The organism is Sphingobium sp. TA15 (assembly GCF_037101235.1).
In the GTDB taxonomy this organism is placed as follows: domain Bacteria; phylum Pseudomonadota; class Alphaproteobacteria; order Sphingomonadales; family Sphingomonadaceae; genus Sphingobium; species Sphingobium indicum.
Genome location: NZ_AP025355.1, coordinates 1,563,775 through 1,582,635 on the forward strand (window position 1 = coordinate 1,563,775; position 18,861 = coordinate 1,582,635).

The following is an 18,861-nucleotide window of genomic DNA, read 5'->3' on the forward strand; positions in this document are numbered from 1 at the left end:
TGCATATTGTCTGGCGGGCCGCTCCTTATGGAAAGGAAATCATGCCCCGGTCAAATGGCGATGGTCAAACGGGGATGGCTCCGTTCGTCGCAGGGAATGCCCTGAGACCGATCAGCCGTGGAAATAGTCATAGACCTGCTGCGCCACAGCCTTGGAAACGCCCGGCGCCTTCAGCAGGTCTTCCAGCGCCGCGCTTTTCACCGCCTTGGCGGTTCCGAAGTGCATCAGCAGCGCCTTCTTGCGGGACGGGCCGATGCCCGGCACCTCGTCGAGCGAACTGACGGTGATCGCCTTGCTGCGCTTCTGCCGGTGCGCGCCGATGGCAAAGCGGTGCGCCTCGTCCCGCAGGCGCTGGAGGTAGAAGAGCACGGGATGGTTGAGCGGGAAACTGATCTCCCGCCCGTCCGGCATGTGGAAGACCTCCCGCCCTTCGCGCCCATGGTGCGGCCCCTTGGCGATGCCGATCATGCAGACATCCTCTATGCCCATATCCTCCAATATGGCGCGGGCGGCGGACAATTGCCCCTTGCCGCCGTCGATCAGCACCAGGTCCGGCCATTCGCCGCTGTCGCGATCCGGGTCCTCCCGCGCCGCCCTGCCGAAGCGTCGCTCGAACATCTCGCGCATCATCGCGAAATCGTCCTGGGAGGTTGCGGGGTTCTTCATGTTGAACTTGCGATAGGCGTTCTTGCGGAAACCCTCCGGCCCCGCGACCACCATGGCGCCCAGCGCATGGCTGCCCTGGATATGGCTGTTGTCGTATATCTCTATCCGGTCGGGCACGCCCTCCAGGCCGAACGCCTCCACCATCTCCTCCAGCACCTTGGCCTGGGTGGTGGTTTCAGCGAGGCGGCGGTCGAGCGCCTCCACGGCATTGCGCTGCGCCTGCTTTATCAGGCGGGTGCGCTCGCCGCGCTTCGGCACCTCTATCCGGACCCTGGAGCCGATGCGTTCGGTGAGCGCCTGCGCCATCAGTTCGCATTCCGCCGGCGCGCGATCGGCAAGGATCAGCTTGGGCGGCGGCACCTCCTCGTAGAATTGCGCCATGAAGCTGGCCAGCACCTCATCCTCCGCCACTTCGGCGGTGTGGACGGGGAAGAAGCTGCGATGGCCCCAATTCTGCCCACCCCGGATGAAGAAGGCCTGGATGCACATCGCACCGCCCCTGGCCGCGAGCGCGAAGATGTCCGCATCGCCCAGCCCTTCGGCATTGATCGCCTGGCTGCCCTGGATGAAGGTCAGCGCCTTCAGCCGGTCTCGCAGCACCGCCGCCTGCTCGAAATCCATGGCGTCGGATGCCGCCTGCATCGCCTCCCCCAGTTTCTTCTGCACGGCGGTCGATTTGCCGCCCAGGAAATCCTGCGCGTCCTTCACCAGTTCGCCATAGGCGGCGTCGTCGATCCTGCCCACGCAAGGCGCGGAACAGCGGCGGATCTGATAGAGCAGGCAGGGCCGCGAGCGATTGGCGAAGAAACTGTCGGTGCAGCTTCTGAGCAGGAACAGCTTTTGCAGCGCGTTGATGGTCCGCGTCACCGATCCGGCGCTGGCGAAGGGGCCGTAATAGCGACCCTTATATTTGCGCGCGCCGCGATGCTTCTGGACGCGGGGAAAGTCATGATCCTCGCGCAGCAGGATGAAGGGGAAGCTCTTGTCGTCGCGCAGCAGGACATTATAGGGCGGGCGGAACCGCTTGATGAGCTGCGCCTCCAGCAGCAGCGCCTCCGCCTCGCTGTTGGTGGTGACGATCGTCATGGAACGGGTCTGGGCGACCATGCGCTGGAGCCGCTTGGGCAGGCGGTCGACCTGGGTATAGCTGGTCACGCGGTTGCGCAGCGCCCGCGCCTTGCCGACATAGAGCACGTCCCCTCGCGCATCCTGCATGCGATAGACGCCGGGGCGCGTCGGCAGGGCCTTGAGCGTGGTGCGGATCGCCTCCACGCCCGCCTCCATGTCGGGCTGGCTGCCGGTGACGGTGAACGCCGCCTTGTCTTCATGGAAACGATCGGGAGATTGCGGGCCGGACATGCGGCAGAAATAGCGGGCCGGGCGAGGATCGCAATGGCGCCGGCGGACGGCATGGCAAAATAGGGGGGGTCGGGTGGAGAGCGGACCTCTCCTATTCCTCCCCATCTTTGATGGGGAGGGGGACCGCCGCTGAAAGCGGTGGTGGAGGGGATGGGGCACGACCTCCGAATTTCCCCTCCACCATGCTTCGCATGGTCCCCCTCCCCACGCTTCGCGTAGGGAGGATTTAGGGGCCGCTAATGGCCCACCCAAACCACAAACGCCCACACGACCAGACAAACAAAAAGGCCGGCGCGACGATCCGCACCGGCCCTTTTTTCCACCTCTGGAACAGGCTCAGACGCTGGGGCCAAGCCCCTTGATCGCGTCGTCGACCAGCAGCTTGTCGGCCTTGGCGTCATGCCCCTGCGCGATCAGCGACGCGGCGGCGCCGGTGGCGGCGCGCACGGCTTTCGCCCGGATGTCGGCGATGGCCGCGCGCTCGGCCGCGCCGATCTTGTCCTCCGCCATCTTCTGACGGCGCGAGACGAGAGCGGCCGCATTGGCCTTCGCATCCTCCAGCAGCGTGGCCGCCTCATGCTCGGCCGACTTGCGCATCGTCTCAGCCTCGCCGGCGGCGGCGGCCAGCCTGGCTTCATATTCGGCCTTGAGCGCTTCGGCTTCGGCGCGCAGCTTGGAGGCTTCCTCCAACTGCGCCTTGATCTGGGCGATCCGGCCGTCCAGCGCGCCGCCGATCAGGCCGGGCACCTTCTTGACCAGCAGGATCAGGATGAACACCGCCATCGCCAGGCTGACCCAGGCCGTGGCGTCCATGCCGACGGCCTTCGGGTCGGTATGCGGGGCCACGCCTTCATGGGCGACGGTGCCGACCGGCTCCATCCCCTCGGCATGGATAGCCTCGTTCAGGTGCGGGGCTTCCGCCCCACCCTGCTCTCCAGCTCTATGCTGTGCTGCCTCAGCCATGGGCCAGTGCCGCCTTTACTGCGTTGCGGGCTGCATCTTCCGACGCGTTGACGCCGGAAATGCGAGCCACCATGTCGCGCGCTGCGTCAGCGGCAACGGTTTCAATCTCTGCCATGGCTGCGTCGGTTGCAGCCTTGATGCGGGCTTCGGCCGCGGCGATCCGGCTTGCGATGTCCGCATCGGCGGCTGCCAGCCGGGCTTCGGAAGCCTTGGCCGCCTCCGCCTTCGCCTTGGCCAGGCTTGCCTGGGCGACGGCGCGGCTTTCGGCATCGCGGGCGCGATAGTCGGCCTCCGCCTCGTCAGCGCGGGCGAAAGCCGCCTTGGCGGCATCCAGATCGCCGGTGATCTTCGCGTCGCGCGCATCGGCCGTCGCCTGGACCTTCGGCACCATGCCGAGGCCGATGACGAAGAAAACGAAACCGAACGTCAGCAGCAGCCAGAAAATCTGCGATGAATAGGTTTCGGCAATTTGCGCGATTTGAGGCATTTTTCGGGTCCGTCCGATCGGGGCGCGGTCAATCAGGGAACGGGCATGGATGACATGGAGTCATCCATGACCGCCCCAAAGCGGCTGTTCAGGCCACGAACACCAGGATCATGGCGATGACGAACGCCAGCAGACCCAGAAGTTCCGCGGCGGCGAAACCGATGAACAGGCGGCCCTGCTGACCGTCGGCGGCGCCGGGGTTGCGCAGCGCGCCTTCGAGGAACGAGCTGAAGACGTTGCCCACACCGAGGGCGGCGATGCCCGCACCGATGGCGGCCAGGCCAGCACCGAGCAGCTTTGCGGCTTCTGCGTCCATGTTCTAAACTCCTTTTCTAAATTCTATTCGAACGTTGAGGTAATGACGGAAAATCAGTGCAGGTTCTCGGCATCGTTGATGTAGACCGAGGTCAGCAGCGCGAACACATAGGCCTGGATCACCGCGACCAGCACTTCCAGGGCGCTGATGCCGATCATCAGGATGAAGCTGGCGCTGCCGACGGTCAGGCCGTAACCGACGCCGGCATTCGATGCGTTGATGACGAAGCCCGCCAGCACCTTCAGCAGCACGTGGCCGGCGGTCATCGCGACGAACAGTCGCAGCCCCAGGCTGAACGGGCGCACCATGAAGGAGATCAGCTCGATCGGGAAAATGACCGGGATCATCGGCAACGGCGTGCCGTGCGGCACGAACAGCGAGAAGAAGTGCAGGCCATGCTTGTAGAAGCCCACCGCCAGCACGATCGAGAAGCTCATGATCGCGAGCACGCCGGTCGCCGTGAAATGGCTGGTGAAGGTGAAGGGGTGCAGGCCGACCAGGCCCAGCGGCAGCAGGCCGAGCAGGTTCGCCAGCAGGATGAACATGAACAGCGAGAAGACGTAGGGAATATACTTCTTGCCGCCCTCGCCGACATTGGCGATCAGCAGGCTCTTGATGAAGCCGGTCATATATTCGACCGCCATCTGCCAGCGGCCGGGGACCAGTTCCCGCTTCATGCCGCCGACGACGAAGATCCACAGCACCACGGCGGCCGCCACCATATAGAGGGCGCTGTTGGTGAAGGCGATGTTGAAGCCGCCGATCGACAGATGGTCCGTACCGAACAGCGGTTCGATCGCAAACTGGTGCATCGGATCGATTTTGCCGGATTCTGCCACGCTGGACCCCTGTAACGCCTAAACCTTCGGACCAAGATAAAAGCGTCCCTGTCAGTCGGGACGCTTCGTCGTCGTCAATCTGATGATGTTCCTGAACGCCGCCACGATCCCAAGACCGAGGAATGCCAACAGGAGCCAAGGGGATGTCCGCAGGAAGTAGTCCAAAGTCCCACCAACCACGGCACCGCCGGCAAGACCGCCGATCAGCTCCGCGAGAACCCTGTTGCCCAGGCGCGACCCATCGTCCGCCTGCTGCACCTGTGTCCCCTGTCTGACCTTTTCGGCTTGTTCGGCCTGTGCGATCCGCTCCTCCAAAGAAGCGATCCGCGCATCCTCCCCCGCCGGGTCCTGCCCCGGTGCATCCGCTGCCATGCCGCATCCCTCCGTCCAGGCTTTAGAAGCCAACGTCAGGCGGCATGGCGGTTACGGCTGCACCCGTCAAGGCGCGGCCCGTTTAGAAAGGGCTTTGGGGAGTGTCAACCGTCGTTGGGCAGGAGATTTTCCCGCCCGAACGAAGCTGGGTCCAAAGTCCACTAGCGCGGCCGGGCGACCCTTGGCAAATCAACCGGCCGTGGCGCAATAGCCCGGCAGCGCGATGGGGCCGGGGCCCTTGGTCTGCCACGCGCCGGCGCCGATGCGATAGACCTGGCCGGGCTTCACCCGGCTGCTGAGCGTCTGGCATCCCGTCGCCGCCGCGACATCCTGCACCGTCACGCCGCGCTTGCCGGCAAGGTCGGTATAGGCGGCCCTGCGCTTGATGTTGATCGATTCGACCTCCTGCCGCACCGCGTCGCTGACCGATCCGGCAATGCCGAGATAGCCATCGGCCTGTTCGCCCACCGTCCCCGCGCTCATGGCGGCGGCGACGGCGCCGGACTGCGCCCGCGCGGGGGAGGTCATGACCAGGCCGGTCGCCAGCGCCACCGCGGCCGAGGCGGCGATCATCAAGAACTTGCGTGTCATTGCGGGAACAACTCCGGATTATTCTGGATCAAATCCTGCGCGTCGCGTTGCAGGCGGACGACGACTTCCTGCTGCACCTTCACATTGAGGTTGATCTCTATGGGCTTGTCGGGCGCCTTCACCTGGATGCAGCCCCCCAGGGCCAAACCGGCGAAGCCCGCCGCGATGATCGTTCGCTTCTTCATTTCTGCTCCCCGTTTCGCATAGTTTCGCTTTCGGCAGGCTGAACTGCAACCCCCTGTTGGCCCATCCTGGACCGCATCGCCTCCTGCATCTGGTCGCCTATGCTGTTCTGTATGAGGGTCGATGGGTCGATGAAGGATTGCGCCGTTCCCAGGAGGCCCCGGAAAGGCGCGGCGATCCGCACGTTGAAGATGAAGGGAAGGCCGGTGAAATTCCGCGCCAGCCCCGCCGGCGCCCCGCCGATCTGCCCGCGATTGACGCCGTTGAAGACGACGTTCGTCACCATTTCGCCGTCCAGCGCGCCGTCCATCAGGATGGTAAGGCATTTATATTGGAGATTCTTGAGCGCATCGAAGGCCAGCCGGCCCATCGCGCCCAGTTGCTCGTTGGACACCGGCCCCACATAGGACAGCGTCCCCGACTGCCGCGTCGGATCGCAGGGGATGGTGGGCAGAACGCCCTCCGGCATCATCAGGGGCGGCATGCCCTGCTGCCGCGCGGTCAGCACGCCCCCCGCCACGCGCCCGCCCTGCGCGTTAAAGATCAGAGGCATGATGCCGTCGAACGTCCCCGTGGCGGAAATATTCTTAAGGTCCATCGCCTGGATGAAGGCGCCCGCGTCCAGGCCGATGACGCGGAAGGTCATGTATCGGTCGACATCGGCGCTGAAATCCATGGTCGTCGGCAGCAGGACCAGTTGCCCTCCCGAAAAGGGCCATCCGCCCCCTTCGATCCGCACCTTCTGCCCCGCTTCCAGCCGATAACGCACATGGCCGTCGCGAACCTCCACACCCGGATTGACCGACCTCATCCGCACTTCCTGCCCCGGCGCGCTGACCAGGCCGAGCAGATCGGTGAAGCGCAGTTCGCCCGACAGCCCCTCCACCGGGCCGAAAGCCGCCGCCAGGGCGGCATTGTCGGTCTGGAACAGGCCGTCGCTGGTCAAATGCGTTCCGTTCCAGCGGATATGCCCTTCCCCGCTGACCTGCGCGGTCACATTGGCCACCACGCCAAGGGCGAGGCGGGTCACATCCTCCGGCTGCAGACCCGGACCAAAGGACAATCCCGGAACCGCCAGATCCGCCTTGCCGCGCCCGCTGCCCAAATCGTGCGCGATCACGGCACGGGCGACCAGCGCGTCGTTGCGCGGCGCCCGCAGCGATCCGGTCGCGGCGATCCTCGAATCCTTCAGCGTCAGCGCGAAGTCGGGGACGTTCAGCGGTTCGAACCGGCCCGGCGCCTGCGCATCGCGCACCGTCATCCCGGCGGCCAGCTTCAGCGCGCCGTCGGCGAAGCTCCAGTCGCCCGCGCCATTTTCGACGATCAGCGGCACGGACCCGATCCGTCCGCCCGCGCCAGTCAATCGGCCGCCCAGCCCCTTGGCCGTCGCCTTTCCGGTCAGCGTCGCCGCGCTCAGCCGAACCGGCGAATCCTGCGGCCCGATCGCCAGTTCGGCATTGGCGAGCGCGAAGCCCTGCCGCCCCATGGCAAGGCGGGCGCTGTCGGCGGAAAGGCGCATCGGGCTATCCCCGCTTTTCCCGGCCAGTGCGAGCTTGCGGATTTCGGCGCCGCCGCGCACGCCGCCCGGCCCTACCGCCAGCAGCGACCGTCCGACGGGGCACAGCGTCTGCCGGGTCCGCCCAAGCGAGAAATTGCCATAGCGCGCCTCGATCAGCGAGATCGGCACGCAGCGCGGGTTGATCGCCAATGCGCCGTCGGCGCTCATCTGCCCTTCGACCGGCGCCGCCAGCCCGCGCAGCCTTCCGCCGGGAAGCGGCCCGTCGAGCCGCAGCTGCGTCGAAAAGCGCGTATCGCCCTTCGGCCCCGCGACGAACCGCACCGGCTCCAGCGACAGCCTGGCATCGCCCGCCGCATAGGGTTCAACGAACAATTGTCCGCCCAGGCCTCCGCCCGGCCGACGCGCCAGCCGCAGCGCCGCCCTGGGAAATCCGCCGCCCTCCGTCGTGATCGCCCCGTCAAGCGCCCAGTCGACCGGCTGTCCGCCCTTGCCCGGCCAGCCGACCGTCACGCGGCCGCCTCCCGGAATGGCGATCCGCGCACCGCTGCGCGCCGAAAATCGGGCATCGGTCAGGGCCAGGCTGCCACCCTTTCCCCGCTGCGCAAAGGCGAGGCCGGTTTGCAGGACATTGTCCTCGCCCGCCCGCCGCACCGCATCGGCGAGGCGCGCCGCCAAGGGGCCGACGGGCGTCCCGGCAGTCGATTCGCGCGCAGCGGCCAGGGGGTCGCGCCCGGCGAAGCGCAATTGCCGGACGGACAGGCGACCCTTCAGGCCCATATCGCCCTTGCCGGCATGCCAGGCCCCGCGAAAGTCGGCGGGGCCGGCCAGCGCGCCGCCGGCCGACAGGGCGGCCGCCCCGATTCGCGCTCGCCCGGCGGTCTCATCGGCCGTCCCGTCGAAATCGATCCGCCCGGCAGGCCGCGCCAGAACCATGCCGCCAGACCTGAGCGCCTCGCCCATAAGGTCGACGCGGCCGGTCCAGCGATCCAGCGCCTTGCCGAATCGGACATCCACATCCGCGGCCGGTTTCGCGATGGCGATGCCGGCATCGCGGCAGGCCAGCGCTTCGCCGCGCAGCGGGCCGGAGAGGTGCGGGCGTCCATCCTGCATCGCGATGTCCAGCATCGCCCGCAAATTTGCCAGGCCGCATCCCTTGCCGCCCGCATTGGGCATTGCCGCCGCCAGCCTGCCCCGGAATCCCGACCGCAGGTTCCCCTGCCCGTCAATCTGCATGCCGATAGCCCCGGCATCCGTATCCAGCCGCAGCCGCGCATCGCTCAGCGCCAGCAGAATGTCGGGCAGGCTGAAAGGCGCGGCGGACTTTGGATCGCGGAACTTGTCGACCTCCCCCAGGTTCAGCACGTCGTTGCGCAGCAATCCCCGCATCCTGACGCCGCCGGCCCGCACCGCCGCCACTTGCGGGGCCAGCCCGGTGAAGGCGATGTCCACCTCCACCCAGCGCGCCGTCAGGTCGGGACGGGCGGGATCGCCCAGCACGATATTCTCGATCCGCTGGGTGCGCAGGCCGATGTCCGCCAGGTCGTAGCTGCCCTGCACGCCCCGACGGTTGAGTTCGCGGCTGATGAAATTTTCAGCGATGGGCGCGCGTTGCGTCCACAGCGCGGCAAGGACCAGCGCCAGCGACCCCGTGCCGACGCCAAGCCAGCGGAGCCAGCCCCGGCGAATCTCCTTTTCGCCGTCTTCATCTTCCATGCTTATGGTCAAACCCGCGTGCTCAAGTCCGTAACGCCTGCATAACGTCCGATCACTCCTAAATATCCTTGCCCGATAAATCCGCAATGAATAGCGTCCGCATCGGCACATGGGGGACCGGTAGGATTTTGGCGGACCGGAATTTGAAGGCCACGCACGACGGTGTCGGGCATCGCGCCCGGCTGCGCCAGAAACTGGCGGAAAATGGCGGCGAAGCGCTGCACGACCATGAACTGGTCGAATATCTGCTGGCGCTGGCCATACCCCGCCGCGACACCAAGCCGCTGGCCAAGGCGCTGCTGCGGGAATTCGACGGCATTGGGGGGCTGATGGCGGCCGACTGGCAGGCCATTGCCCGCGTGCCCGGCATGGGCGACACCAGCATCGCGGCGATCAAGATCGTGCAGGCGACGATGCTGCGGATGCTGCGCAACGAGGTGGCGGAAAAGCCGGTGCTGGCAAGCTGGCAGGCGCTCCTCGACTATCTGCGCGCCGACATGGCCTTTCTGACGGTGGAGCGGGTGCGGGTGCTGCACCTCAACAGCCGCAACATGCTGATCCGAGACGAGCATATGGGCGACGGTTCGATCGACCAGGCGGCGATCTACGCGCGGGAGGTGATCCGACGGGCGATCGACCTGGGCTCGGCGGCGCTGATCCTGGTCCACAACCATCCGAGCGGATCGCCCGAACCCAGCCGCCAGGACATAGAGATCACCCGGCAGATCGCCGAAGCGGGCAAGCGGCTCAACATCGCGGTGCACGACCACATCATCATCGGGACGCAGGGGCATAGCAGCCTGCGCGCGAAAGGATTGATCTAGGGTGCGTGGGGATTCAGCCCTGGCGGCCTGCAAATGATTGAAGCGAGTCACGTGCCTCGCTTCAATCCCGCGCTTCCGGTGCTCACGTACCTTTAGTACGCTGCGCTCCGGGTCGCGAAAAACCACCATTTTCGGCTCGCCATCATCTGAATGTCGATACAGCCTAGGACGCGCTGCGTCGGAGCGATTTTCAAGCAATCGACGGTTGAAATCGCGCAAAGCAAAAAAGCCGCGCCGGCGGCAAAGGCAAGTCTTTGAAGATCGGGAAAATCTGGAGCGGGTGAAGGGAATCGAACCCTCGTCGTAAGCTTGGGAAGCTTCTGCTCTACCATTGAGCTACACCCGCCCGGGCGAAAGCGGCTTAGCCTTTGATCCCGTTGGCGTCAACGCGGCCGCGGCGGAGAATTTCAGAGGTCGGCATAGGGCGCATCCGCATCGCGGGCCGGTATGGCGCCGCGGCGGCCGATGTTCCAGCCCGCCAGGCGATGGCCAGAAAGCGCGGCCTGGCGCGGCGGGCGGCCGGCGAGGCGGGCATGGAGATAGCCGCCGTTGAACGCGTCGCCCGCGCCGCTCGAATCGACGACGGAAAGCCTGGCGGGCGGAGCGACGATGGCCCCATCCACCAGACAGCCTTCCGCGCCCAGTTTCACCACCACCTCGCGCCCGTCGCCGGCGCCCCAGCGTCGGGCCGCATCCAAGGCATCGTCGGCCTCGCCCATCTCCACCTCATCGGCCAGGGTGGGCAGGCCGATGTCGCTGAGCGCAACGGCACGGTCGCGCCAGTGGCGCGCGGTCGCGGCGTCGGGCCAGAGCCGGGCGCGATAATTGCCGTCGAACGCCACTCGGCCCCCATTTGCCCGAACCGCACCGCACAGGGCGAGCAGCTTTTCCCGCGCCTCCCCGGACAGGATGGCAAGCGTGATCAGCGAGAAGTAGAGCAGGTCCGATCCTGCGGCCCGCTCCACCATGGCGGCGCTTTCGGGCAGGTCGAACATGCGCCTGGCGGCGGCCTCCCCACGCCAATAATGGAAGCTGCGCTCGCCCTGGGCATCGGTCTCTATGGCGTAAAGGCCGGGCAGCCTTCCCTCGACGGCGAGCAGCAGGGAGGTGTCGATCCCCTCTGCTTCCCAGGCGGCGCGCAGGTCCGCGCTCATCGGATCGGCGCCGATCGCGCTCGCGAAGCGGACCTGGTCGCCGCAGCGGGCGAGATGGATCGCCGTGTTGATGACGTCGCCGCCATAACGCAGGTTCCAACCCCCGCCCGAAACGCCTTCGCCCGAAGCGCGGCTGAGTTCCAGCATCGCTTCGCCGACGACGGTTATCCCTGCGGTCCTGCCCATATCCGTTCCATCCTGCTGCCGAGGGCGCCTCCTTGGCGCGGAGGGCACGGCCAAGTCAATGCCGCGCCGTGCCCGGCGGGCGCCGACAATCGCTTTCGCAAGCGGAACGTCCGGAACCTCTGCGCGTTGTCCATATGTCCATGACGGGCATGCTATTCGAGGGGAATCCCCAAATGACTATGGCGGCACCGGAAGGGTCTGGAAACTGCTTTGAACTGCTGGTCCAGAACGTCACCGACTATGCCATCTACATGCTGTCGGCCGACGGCATCGTCATCAGTTGGAATGCCGGGGCGCGCCGCTTCAAGGGATATGAGGCCGAAGAGATCATCGGCGAACATTTCTCCCGCTTCTACACGCCGGAGGATCAGGCGGCCGGCATGCCCGCCCTTGCCCTGGAAACCGCCGGCCAGGCCGGCCGGTTCGAGGCGGAAGGATGGCGCGTGCGCAGGGACGGAACCCGTTTCTGGGCGCATGTCGTCATCGACGCGATCCGCAACGCGGCCGGCGAACTGATCGGCTTCGCCAAGATAAGCCGCGACCTTACGGAAAGGCAGGAAATGCAACTCGCGCTGGAAGAGGCGCGGGAGGCCGTGCTCCAGGCGCAGAAGATGGACGCCATCGGCAAGCTGACCGGCGGCGTGGCCCACGACTTCAACAATCTGCTCGCCGTGATCGTCGGCAGCCTGGACCTAGCGCGGCATAGGCTGGCGACCGGGGCGGACGTGTCCCGCTATATCGACAATGCGATGACCGCCGCGGAGCGCGGGGCGACGCTGACGCAGCGGATGCTGGCCTTTGCGCGCAAGCAGGAACTGAAGCCGCAGAGCGTCGACTGCGTGGCGCTGGTGCGGGACATGGCCGATCTGATGAAGACGACGCTGGGCAGCGGGATCGCCATCGAAACCCGCTTTCCCCTGCACCTCAGCGCCGCCCATGCCGATCCGGCCCAGTTGGAACTGGCGCTGCTCAATCTGGCGATGAACGCCCGCGACGCCATGCCCGGCGGCGGACGGATCATCATAGAGGGGGCGGAGACCATCCTGTCGAAGGCGCAGCGCACCGATCTGGAGGGCGGCCATTATGTGCGCCTGTCCGTCATCGACGAGGGGGAGGGCATGGACGCCGCCACGCTGGAAAGGGCGCGCGAACCCTTTTTCACGACGAAGGGCGTCGGCAAGGGCACGGGCCTGGGCCTGTCGATGGTGCACGGCTTTGCCGAACAATGCGGCGGTTCGATGACCATCGTCAGCGAACAGGGCCGGGGCACCATGGTGTCGCTATTGCTGCCGATGGCGCCCGCCGGTCGGGTGGAGGAGGCTGTCGACGACATTCCGAACGCCCTGGCATCGGTGGTTGCGGAGCCGCTGGTTATCCTGGCCGTCGACGATGACGATCTGGTGCTGACCAACACCGCCGGCATGCTGGAGGAGCTGGGGCACACCGTATTCCAGGCGACGTCGGGCGCGGACGCGCTGCGCGTTCTGGAGCAGGGCAGCGTCGACCTGGTGATCACCGACTATGCCATGCCGGGCATGACCGGCACGCAGCTTGCCGACGAAATCGACATGAGGACCCCGGGACTGCCGGTTGTCATCATAACGGGCTTTGCCGAACTGCCGCCGAACGTGACCCGGCGGCCTCGGCTGGACAAGCCGTTCAAGCAGGCGGAACTGGCGCGCATCGTCACGGCGGCGACGCGGGGCGGTCAGAAACTCATCAGGCTGGCCGCCCATTCGGACGATCTGTGAAGGCGGCTATCCCTAGGGTGTATCGGCATTCAGAAGATGGCGAGCCGAAAATGGTGATTTTCAGTGACCCGGCGCGCAGCCTACTCAAAGTAGGTGAGCACCGGAAGCACGGAAAAGCGCCATTTGCAGGCCGTCAGGGCTGAATGTCGATACAGCCTAAGAATGGGAAGGGTCGGGAATGTCCTGCCCCCCTTTCCGCCGGCGCCCATCCGGACGACGCGGGTCTCAATCACCCACGATCTTGAGCAGCCGCCGTTCCACCGGCGCGAGTATGCCCTGCAGCTCGGCGCCGCGCTTCAACACATGTCCCGCCTCCCCGATCAACGCCCACATGCCCTGGCGGTGACGTAGGGAAGGCCGCTTTTCGATGCGAAATTCCGGCCGTTCGGCGGATCGGCGGAAGGCGGAGAAGATCGCGGCTTCGCGGCCCAGGTCGATGGCATAGTCGCGCCAATGACCCGCCGCGACCATGCGGCCGTAAAGATCCATGATCCGCTGAAGTTCGAGACGATCGAACCCGGTCTGGCCGACCGGCCCCTTCGCACCCTGGGCCGATTGCGACGGGAACGGGGTCACATTGCTCATCAGGCGCGGCCACGCTCCTTGACCAGGGGGATGTCCTGCGCCGGCGCGCCGCCCCGTTCCGCAACCAGTTCGGCCAGGCGCTTCTGCAACTGGTCGATTTCAAGCTGGAGCAGTTCCAGCTTCTGCCTTTCCGGGTCGACGCAGTCGGAGCATGGCGTGCCATAGGGCAGGAACTCCCGCTGATAGGCGGTCACGTCGACCAGCATGGGCCGCGCCGGAATGCCGACCATGGTCGCCCCTTCCTTCACATCCTTGGTCACGACGGCATTGGCGCCGACGCGGGCGCGGGCGCCGACGCGGACCGGACCCAGAACCTGGGCGCCGGAACCGACGATCACGCCGTCCTCCAGCGTCGGATGGCGCTTGCCGGCGATGCCGTTCGCGGGATCGGTGCCACCCAGCGTCACATTCTGGTAGAGGGTGACGTCATCCCCGATCTCCGCCGTCTCCCCGATCACGGTGAAGCCATGGTCGATGAAGAAACGCTTGCCGATGCGGGCGCCCGGATGAATGTCGTTGCCGGTCAGGAAACGCGAAAAATGGTTCACGGCGCGGGCCAGGAAATAAAGCCGCGCCCGATAGAGGCGGTGCGCCACCCGATGGAAGGCAAGCGACCACAGGCCAGGGTAGAGCAGGATTTCGGCACGCGAACGCGGAGCAGGGTCGCGGGCTTTGACCGAATCCAGATAGGCGATGAGATTGCGCAGCATGGGGCGCCCCTGATGAAACCGACCAGACGGTACATAAGCGCAAAAGGATGAATTTTCCAGATGGCGGGCTATTTCGGCTTCGCCCGATAAAACAGAAAGTTTCTTGGCGGCCCGTGATATACCAATCAAGGCGGTAGACAATCATAGCAGGGACCAATGAATGATCGACATCTTTATCGCCCATTTCGGCGAAATCCTGCCTTTCATTCTCATCGGTTTCGGCGCCCAGATGATCGACGGCGCCCTTGGCATGGCCTATGGCGTCATCTCCAGCACGCTGCTCCTGGCGCTCGGCGTGCCGCCCAGCAGGGCGTCGGCCAGCGTCCATGCGGCGGAAACCTTCACCACCGGCGTGTCGGCGATCAGCCATATCATCCATCGCAACGTCGATTGGCGCCTGTTCGCGCGCCTCATCATTCCGGGCGTGATCGGCGGGGTCGCGGGCGCCTATCTGCTGTCCAACGTCGACGGGGCGATGATCAAGCCCTTCGTGCAATTCTACCTGACGGCGATCGGCGTCTATCTGGTGTGGCGGGGCTTCCATTATCCGCCCCAGGCGCGCAACCCCAAATGGGTCGGCCCGCTGGGCCTGGTCGGCGGCTTCATGGATGCGACCGGCGGCGGCGGCTGGGGGCCGGTGGTAACGTCGAACCTGCTGATCCAGGGGTCCAGCCCCCGGCACACCATCGGCACGGTCAACAGCGTCGAATTCATCCTGACCACCTCCATCAGCATCACTTTCCTGCTGCATCTGGGGTGGGAGACCTTCACCACCTACACGGTGGGCCTGCTGATCGGCGGGGTGATCGCGGCGCCGTTCGGCGCGATGCTGGCCCGGCATGTCTCGCCCCGGACGCTGTTCATCGCCGTGGGATCGATCCTGACGCTGACTTCGCTGTTCGGCGTGGCCAAATGGCTTGGATATATCGGCTAGCACGATTATATTGGGCCTTCCAATCGAGGAAGGCGATCAATGTCGAGTTACATGCCCACGCTCAAGCAGCTACAATATCTTGTGGCGCTGAAGGAGCATGGCCATTTCGGCAAGGCGGCGGATAGCTGCTTCGTGACCCAGTCGACCCTGTCGGCGGGCATTCGCGAACTGGAATCGCTGATCGGCATCACGCTGGTGGAGCGGACGCGGCGGGTGGTGCGCTTCACGGCGCTGGGCGACCGCATCGTGGAGAAGGCGCATCGGGTGCTGCGCGAAGCCGAAGAACTGGCCGCCATCGCGGAGGCTTCGGGCAAGCCGCTGACCGGCGAATTGCGGATGAGCGTCATTCCCACCATCGCCCCCTTCCTGCTGCCGCGCCTGCTGCCCCGGTTGCGGGGCGAGCGGCCGGAACTCAAGCTCTATCTGCGGGAGGAGACGACGCAGGCTGCGATCGAATCCCTGCGGCACGGCAATGTCGATTGCGTGCTGCTCGCCCTGCCCTTTCCGACCGGGGAACTGGACAGCGAATTGCTGTTCCAGGACCGGCTCTATGTCGCCTTTCCCCGCGACGATCCCCGCGATCCGCCCGAATGGATCGCGCCGGAGATGATCGACGAGACCAAGCTGCTGCTGCTGGAGGACGGGCATTGCCTGAAGGACCATGCGCTGGCGGCGTGCAACCGGCCGGAAATCCGGGCGAGCGCGATGATGATGGGCACGTCGCTGCATACGCTGGTGCAGATGGTGGACAATGGGCTGGGCATGACGATCATGCCGGAAATGGCGATTGCCAGCGGCCTGCTGGACCATACGGACATCACGGCGCGCCCCCTGCGGTCGGAACGGGCGCATCGCGACATCGCGCTGGTGTGGCGCAAGAACAGTCCGCGGGAAAAGGAATTCCGGCTATTGGCGGAGCTGCTGCGCGATGCGGCGGATTTGCCGGAGGTCGGTGTCGCGGCTTAGGGGCGTGAGTTGAAAATTAGCGCTTCCAGCTGTCGGCTTTCGCGTCATCCTCGGCGCGGGCTTCGACCCATATCGTGCGATCCGCGAAATGCTCCTTCTTCCAGAAGGGCGCCTGCGATTTCAGCCAGTCGATGAGGAAGGCGCAGGCCTCCAGCGCCGCCGCGCGGTGGCGCGAAGCGGTGCCGACGAAGACGATCCGCTCGCCCGGTTCCAGCCGCCCGAAGCGATGGATCACCCTTATCCCAAGCAGGGGCCAGCGCTCGCATGCCTCCGCCACGATGCGGTCCACCTGCGCCGTCGTCATCGCCGGATAATGTTCCAGTTCGAGCGCGACCAGTCCGCCATCCCCCCGGACGATGCCGGTGAAGCTGGCGACGCCGCCGCCGCCGCTGGCCTCCAGCGCGGCGAGTTCGGCCGCCGGATCGAAATCCTCCGCCTGGATGGAGACGCGGCTCATCCCCCCGTGACCGGGGGGAAGATCGCCAGTTCCCGCGCTTCCCCGATGGGGCTGTCCAGCGGCACGAAGCGCTGGTCCAGCGCGGCGCGCAGCTTGTCCGGCTGGCCGAAAGCCTCCGCATAGGCGCCGCCCCGCGCCGCCAGCGCGGCGATCAGCGCGGCGACGGTGGTGCCGGGGGCTGGCCGCTCGATCCGTTCCTCGTCGCGGCCGATGGCTTCCCGGACCCAGGCGAAGTAGACGAGGCTCAGCATCGCTCAATCCATGTGCCTGATGCCGACGCGCAGATAGTCCCAGCCCGTGACCAGGGTGAGGATCGCGGCGGCCCACAGCGTGGCGATGCCGACCAGTTGCACGAAGGGGAATTGCGGAACAGCGCCTGCGAGGATCAGCGCGCCAAGGGCGATCAACTGAAAGGCCGTCTTCCATTTGGCGAGGCGGGATACCGGCACCGACACCTGCAACCCCGCCAGGAATTCGCGCAGGCCCGACACCGCGATCTCGCGCAGCAGGATGATCATTGCGGCGGCGATATGAATGCCCGAAATGTCGCGGGTCGCCGCCAGCATCAGGATCACCGCGCCGACCATGATCTTGTCGGCGATGGGATCGAGGAAAATGCCCAGCCTCGACACCGCGCCCTGCGCCCTCGCCAGATAGCCGTCGAAATAGTCGGTGATGCCCATCAGGCAATAAAGCCCGAAGGCCAGCATATAGCCGGTGGTCCAGCGCGCGCCGATCTCCGCCGGCCACAGCAGCGCCACCAGCAGCGGAACGGTCAATATGCGCGAAAGCGTCAGCAAATTGGGCAGCGTCAGCATGGCGGCGGACTGCCACAGTCGGGGCCGGCGCACAAGCGGATGCGCGATATGGAAAGGAAGGGGCCGGCACGGTTTCACGCAGAGGGGTTGTGCTGACCCGTCTTCTGTGGCTAGACCCCGCCACGCTCATCCACAGCGAAGAAGACCCCCTCGCCCATGCAAGCCTCTCTAAGGCTCCTCAACAAGCGACGTTTTCTGCCGCTTTTCATCACTCAGCTCCTCGGCGCCTTCAACGACAATCTGTTCAAGAACGCGATGGTGCTGTTCGTCGTCTATACCGTCTATAATGACGAGAAGTCGGAAACCTGGTTCAGCGCGCTGGCGACCGGCATCTTCATCCTGCCCTTCTTCCTGATGTCCGCCCTGTCGGGGCAATTGGCCGATCAGCGCGACAAGGCGGCCATCATCCGCATCGTCAAGGCGGCCGAAATCGTCATCATGGCCGTGGGCGCCATCGGGCTGGCGCTGATCTGGAGCGGCATTGCCGTCCATGTCCTTGCCATTCCGCTGCTGCTGGTCGCGCTGTTCGCCATGGGGGTGCATTCGACCTTCTTCGGGCCGATCAAATATGCGATCCTGCCCCAGCATCTGCATGACGAGGAAGTGCTGGGCGGAACCGGACTGGTCGAGGCCGGAACCTATATCGCCATCCTCGCAGGGACCATATTGGCCGGGGTCATCCCCGTGCAGGCGGCGGCGGTCTGCATCATCCTGACCGCCGTGGTCGGCTGGCTGGCGGGACGCAACGTGCCCGCCGCGCCTTCGCTGCTGGAGCGGCAACCGATCGATTTCCACATCATCCGCTCCTCGATCGCGCTGGTGCGGGGAACGATGCATATCCGGCGGCTCTACCTCGCCATCATGGCGATCAGCTTCTTCTGGGCGGTGGGCACGGTGCTGTTCATCCAGTTCCCGCCGCTGGTCAAGAATGTGCTGAGCGCCGACAAGTCGGTCGCCAGCCTGTTCCTGGGCATTTTTTCCATCGGCATCGCCATCGGATCGGTCGCGATCAACCGGCTGCTGTGCGGCCATGTGTCGGCCAAATATGCACCCGCGTCCGTGATCGGCATGGGGATCAGCATCGTCGCCTTCCATATCGTGTGCGACCTCTGGATGGCCGGGTCGGACGGGAAGATGCTCTCGCTGGCGGGATTCCTCTACCACCCGCTGGCGATCCCGCTTTCGCTCTGCCTGCTGTGCGTGGCGACCTTCGGGGGGATGTTCGTGGTGCCTCTCTACGCCTTCCTCACCACGACGGTGGAGAAATGCGAGGCGGCGCGAACCGTCGCGGCGAACAATATCGTCAATTCAGGGGCCATGGTGCTGGGATCGCTGCTGACCATCAGCCTCAGCATCGCGGGGCTTTCGGTGGTGAACCAGTTGCTGCTGGTGGCGGCGCTGTGCCTGCCCTGCGCGTGGATCGCCTGGACGCTGCACAAGGCCTGCGATTGACGGTGCGTGGCTGATA

20 protein-coding genes and 1 tRNA gene are annotated in these 18,861 nt (G+C 65.8%); 5 read left to right on the plus strand and 16 right to left on the minus strand.

Annotated elements, in window-relative coordinates; all coding sequences use genetic code 11:
* Positions 1 to 111 precede the first annotated feature (111 nt).
* The 9 genes from uvrC to Sj15T_RS07800 all read right to left on the minus strand — a co-directional run bounded on the left by uvrC (position 112) and on the right by Sj15T_RS07800 (position 9,008).
* Complete coding sequence (gene uvrC / locus Sj15T_RS07760) at positions 112 to 2,025, minus strand: excinuclease ABC subunit UvrC (protein WP_013040517.1); 1,914 nt, start codon at positions 2,023 to 2,025, stop codon at positions 112 to 114.
* 336 nt (positions 2,026 to 2,361) lie between these two features.
* Positions 2,362 to 2,988, minus strand: a complete 627-nt coding sequence (locus Sj15T_RS07765; RefSeq protein ID WP_013040518.1) for an ATP synthase subunit B — start codon at positions 2,986 to 2,988, stop codon at positions 2,362 to 2,364.
* Complete coding sequence (locus Sj15T_RS07770; RefSeq protein WP_007685360.1) at positions 2,981 to 3,475, minus strand: F0F1-type ATP synthase subunit b'; 495 nt, start codon at positions 3,473 to 3,475, stop codon at positions 2,981 to 2,983. The genes Sj15T_RS07765 and Sj15T_RS07770 overlap by 8 nt, the downstream gene beginning before the upstream one ends.
* Positions 3,476 to 3,563: 88 nt before the next feature.
* Entirely contained in the window at positions 3,564 to 3,791 is a 228-nt protein-coding gene (locus tag Sj15T_RS07775; protein WP_004207392.1) for a F0F1 ATP synthase subunit C, read from the minus strand.
* A gap of 53 nt (positions 3,792 to 3,844) precedes the next feature.
* Entirely contained in the window at positions 3,845 to 4,630 is a 786-nt protein-coding gene (locus tag Sj15T_RS07780) for a F0F1 ATP synthase subunit A (RefSeq protein ID WP_013040519.1), read from the minus strand.
* A 51-nt stretch (positions 4,631 to 4,681) separates the two neighbouring features.
* The gene (locus Sj15T_RS07785) at positions 4,682 to 5,002 is read right to left on the minus strand and encodes an AtpZ/AtpI family protein (protein WP_007685346.1); all 321 of its coding nucleotides are present in this window, start codon (positions 5,000 to 5,002) and stop codon (positions 4,682 to 4,684) included.
* A gap of 189 nt (positions 5,003 to 5,191) precedes the next feature.
* Positions 5,192 to 5,593 (minus strand): YdbL family protein, encoded by a 402-nt coding sequence (locus Sj15T_RS07790; protein WP_013040520.1) that lies wholly within the window; start codon positions 5,591 to 5,593, stop codon positions 5,192 to 5,194.
* The gene (locus Sj15T_RS07795; protein WP_007685342.1) at positions 5,590 to 5,778 is read right to left on the minus strand and encodes a YnbE family lipoprotein; all 189 of its coding nucleotides are present in this window, start codon (positions 5,776 to 5,778) and stop codon (positions 5,590 to 5,592) included. Before Sj15T_RS07795 ends, Sj15T_RS07790 begins: the two co-directional genes overlap by 4 nt.
* Positions 5,775 to 9,008: a YdbH domain-containing protein gene (locus Sj15T_RS07800; RefSeq protein ID WP_013040521.1), complete on the minus strand. Its 3,234-nt coding sequence runs from the start codon at positions 9,006 to 9,008 to the stop codon at positions 5,775 to 5,777. Before Sj15T_RS07800 ends, Sj15T_RS07795 begins: the two co-directional genes overlap by 4 nt.
* 128 nt (positions 9,009 to 9,136) lie before the next feature.
* Between Sj15T_RS07800 and radC the strand changes: the two genes are divergently transcribed.
* Positions 9,137 to 9,832: a DNA repair protein RadC gene (gene radC, locus Sj15T_RS07805; RefSeq protein WP_013040522.1), complete on the plus strand. Its 696-nt coding sequence runs from the start codon at positions 9,137 to 9,139 to the stop codon at positions 9,830 to 9,832.
* Positions 9,833 to 10,104: 272 nt separating this feature from the next.
* Here the strand turns inward: radC and Sj15T_RS07810 are convergent.
* Both Sj15T_RS07810 and Sj15T_RS07815 read right to left on the minus strand, forming a co-directional pair.
* Positions 10,105 to 10,178, minus strand: a tRNA-Gly gene (locus Sj15T_RS07810).
* 61 nt (positions 10,179 to 10,239) lie between these two features.
* Positions 10,240 to 11,172 carry a sugar kinase gene (locus Sj15T_RS07815; RefSeq protein ID WP_013040523.1) on the minus strand — a complete coding sequence of 311 codons (933 nt, stop codon included), beginning with the start codon at positions 11,170 to 11,172 and terminating at the stop codon, positions 10,240 to 10,242.
* Between the two features lie 179 nt (positions 11,173 to 11,351).
* Between Sj15T_RS07815 and Sj15T_RS07820 the strand changes: the two genes are divergently transcribed.
* Positions 11,352 to 12,923 (plus strand): ATP-binding protein, encoded by a 1,572-nt coding sequence (locus Sj15T_RS07820; RefSeq protein WP_013040524.1) that lies wholly within the window; start codon positions 11,352 to 11,354, stop codon positions 12,921 to 12,923.
* Positions 12,924 to 13,148: 225 nt separating this feature from the next.
* Here Sj15T_RS07820 and Sj15T_RS07825 read toward each other — a convergent pair whose 3' ends face one another.
* Positions 13,149 to 13,508: a DUF2794 domain-containing protein gene (locus Sj15T_RS07825; RefSeq protein WP_007685330.1), complete on the minus strand. Its 360-nt coding sequence runs from the start codon at positions 13,506 to 13,508 to the stop codon at positions 13,149 to 13,151.
* The gene (epsC, locus tag Sj15T_RS07830) at positions 13,508 to 14,218 is read right to left on the minus strand and encodes a serine O-acetyltransferase EpsC (protein ID WP_007685328.1); all 711 of its coding nucleotides are present in this window, start codon (positions 14,216 to 14,218) and stop codon (positions 13,508 to 13,510) included. The genes Sj15T_RS07825 and epsC overlap by 1 nt, the downstream gene beginning before the upstream one ends.
* 160 nt (positions 14,219 to 14,378) lie before the next feature.
* On the opposite strand from epsC, the gene Sj15T_RS07835 reads away from it, so the two are divergent.
* Both Sj15T_RS07835 and Sj15T_RS07840 read left to right on the plus strand, forming a co-directional pair.
* Complete coding sequence (locus tag Sj15T_RS07835) at positions 14,379 to 15,152, plus strand: sulfite exporter TauE/SafE family protein (protein ID WP_013040525.1); 774 nt, start codon at positions 14,379 to 14,381, stop codon at positions 15,150 to 15,152.
* Between the two features lie 39 nt (positions 15,153 to 15,191).
* On the plus strand, positions 15,192 to 16,118 hold the full coding sequence (locus Sj15T_RS07840; RefSeq protein WP_013040526.1) for a hydrogen peroxide-inducible genes activator: 927 nt from the start codon (positions 15,192 to 15,194) through the stop codon (positions 16,116 to 16,118).
* Positions 16,119 to 16,134: 16 nt separating this feature from the next.
* Here the strand turns inward: Sj15T_RS07840 and Sj15T_RS07845 are convergent, their stop codons facing one another.
* The 3 genes from Sj15T_RS07845 to pgsA are packed head-to-tail and all read right to left on the minus strand — an operon-like array spanning position 16,135 to position 17,393.
* Complete coding sequence (locus Sj15T_RS07845; RefSeq protein WP_013040527.1) at positions 16,135 to 16,575, minus strand: molybdenum cofactor biosynthesis protein MoaE; 441 nt, start codon at positions 16,573 to 16,575, stop codon at positions 16,135 to 16,137.
* A complete protein-coding gene (gene moaD, locus Sj15T_RS07850) occupies positions 16,572 to 16,826 on the minus strand; it encodes a molybdopterin converting factor subunit 1 (protein WP_013040528.1) in 255 nt (84 codons plus the stop codon). Before moaD ends, Sj15T_RS07845 begins: the two co-directional genes overlap by 4 nt.
* A 3-nt stretch (positions 16,827 to 16,829) precedes the next feature.
* On the minus strand, positions 16,830 to 17,393 hold the full coding sequence (gene pgsA / locus Sj15T_RS07855; protein ID WP_007685319.1) for a CDP-diacylglycerol--glycerol-3-phosphate 3-phosphatidyltransferase: 564 nt from the start codon (positions 17,391 to 17,393) through the stop codon (positions 16,830 to 16,832).
* Positions 17,394 to 17,549: 156 nt separating this feature from the next.
* Here pgsA and Sj15T_RS07860 point away from each other — a divergent pair, with 156 nt between their 5' ends.
* Positions 17,550 to 18,845, plus strand: coding sequence for an MFS transporter (locus Sj15T_RS07860; RefSeq protein WP_013040529.1), 1,296 nt, complete (start codon positions 17,550 to 17,552; stop codon positions 18,843 to 18,845).
* Positions 18,846 to 18,861: the final 16 nt, after the last annotated feature.